The organism is Azospirillum sp. B506 (assembly GCF_000333595.1).
In the GTDB taxonomy this organism is placed as follows: domain Bacteria; phylum Pseudomonadota; class Alphaproteobacteria; order Azospirillales; family Azospirillaceae; genus Azospirillum.
The window spans coordinates 1-1,864 of the sequence record NZ_BADK01000036.1; the positions used below are offsets into that span (position 1 = coordinate 1).

General features: G+C 62.7%; 3 protein-coding genes. 1 reads left to right on the forward strand and 2 read right to left on the reverse strand.

Annotated features, from left to right (window positions below):
- On the reverse strand, positions 1-441 hold a 441-nt coding region (locus tag I71_RS01105; protein ID WP_042688966.1), incomplete at its 3' end, for a hypothetical protein.
- Between the two features lie 72 nt (positions 442-513).
- On the reverse strand, positions 514-729 hold the full coding sequence (locus tag I71_RS01110; protein WP_042688971.1) for an MbtH family protein: 216 nt from the start codon (positions 727-729) through the stop codon (positions 514-516).
- A gap of 438 nt (positions 730-1,167) precedes the next feature.
- On the opposite strand from I71_RS01110, the gene I71_RS01115 reads away from it, so the two are divergent.
- On the forward strand, positions 1,168-1,698 hold the full coding sequence (locus tag I71_RS01115; protein ID WP_042688976.1) for a YcjF family protein: 531 nt from the start codon (positions 1,168-1,170) through the stop codon (positions 1,696-1,698).
- Positions 1,699-1,864 lie beyond the last annotated feature (166 nt).

Sequence of the window (1,864 nt, forward strand, 5' to 3'; positions counted from 1 at the left end):
CAGCACGCGGATCAGCAGCCGGTCACCCAGCTCGAAGACTTCCGACCGCAGCGCGTGGTGACGCCTGACGAGTTCGTCCAGCGCCGCATCCAACGCCGCCAGATCGGGTGCGGACCGGATGGCGGCGGCGAAGAGGACGGTATAGGCCGGGCTATCCGGATTGCGGGCGTTCAGGTGATGCAGGCCGGACTGGCCGCGGCTTGGTGCATGGATCCGTTCGGTCGGGCGCTCCTGTCCGCGGAACCAGGCGAGCAGCGCCGGCTTGGCCGCGACCAGGGCTGTTCTCATTTCGTCGGTCAGCGCCTCGCGATGGCCCGAGATGACCAGGCTATCCTTGTCGATGCCAAGCCCGATGCCGCGATCTGTGATATCCGCGATCAGCCCTTCAACCGCATCGGTCTGCACGGTACCGGCCCGCACCGCGTCGGATGGCAGCGTCATCTCGAACCCATTCTCCGAAATCTCACTTGTTGCCGACGCCGTCGCGCGGCCGGGCTCAATGCCCCCGCCGCTTCAGGGCCGGCCGGCCATGGCTGTCGTCAGGCTGAGCGGCCGCATGTCGGTCCAGTGGGTATTGATATGGTCGAGGCAGTCCTGCCGGGTGGTCGGCTGGAGAACCACGGTCCAGCCGGCCGGTACGTCGATATCGGCCGGCCACAACGAATGCTGCCCTTCACCATTGACCAGCACGACATAGACACCATGCTCGTCGTCGAACGGGTTGGTCATGCGGGGTTCCTCGATGGACTCAATAGAATAGACCGACCGGTGTGGCTGAGAGAAAAGTGGCCGGAGCCTCGCCATGATGGCCCGGCCTTGGCCGAGCGCACTATGGCCTGTTCGGACCCGGATAGATCTCCTCTTCGGACCGGCGATACGGTAATGCACTCGCAAACGGATCACAAGTCTTGTTGATATTTCCTATTGGTGTATGTTCGCGGCATGCACGCCATGATAGGATCAAAATTATCCTGAAATCTCTCCCTTTGCGGTATAATGTCGATCCCGTTGCAAGCGGCTTGGCTTTGCCCCTCTGTATGGGTAGAGTTGCGGACGGGAGTTGCCCCTAAATCGACTCGTCGACAGTGGCGCAAATGAGCTGCCGTCTGTACCCAGGCGGAAGTTGGCAACCCGAAATTGCCCATGCATACAGGAAAGGAGCATAAAATGACGGAAGAGGCGGTGAAGGCTGCAGCCGTTGTGCCGGTCGAGGCGGATCGCAAGGCCGAAAATATTATCAAGACGTACAGCAAGTGGAATGTTCTGTCCGGTCTGATTCCCCTGCCCTATCTCGACATCGTGGCGGTCACCGGCGTCCAGGTGAAGATGATCGGCGAGATCGCCGACGCCTATGGAGTTCCCTTCTCGCCGGATCGCACCCGGTCGATCGTCGGCGCGCTGCTGGGCGGCATCGTTCCGCACAATCTGGCGGCCGGTTCCTTCGGCTCGCTGGTGAAGAGCATCCCGGTGGTCGGCACGATCCTTGGTGTGGCGACCATGCCGGCGCTTGCCGCAGCGTCCACCTACGCAGTCGGCAAGGTGTTCCAGCAGCATTTTGCGGCCGGCGGCACGTTGCTCGATTTCAATCCGGAGAAGTGGCGCAGCGCGGTGCGCGAGCAGATGGCCGCTGCCGAGGCCGGCACCCCCGCCGCTGCTCCGGCCAATGGGAAGGACCATCCCGAACCAGTCGCCATCTGACGCCGTTTGGCCGATTCGCCGGGCTCGCCCTGGGATGACGGCTCCGCAAGGCAGAGCCGTCCGGCCTTTCAACGGTGAAGGATCGTGGCGACGGTATGGAGGCCAGGGTTCATGACCGCACTGATCTAGGGATTCTCTGCATTGTCGTCGGCCTGCTCCGTCGCAA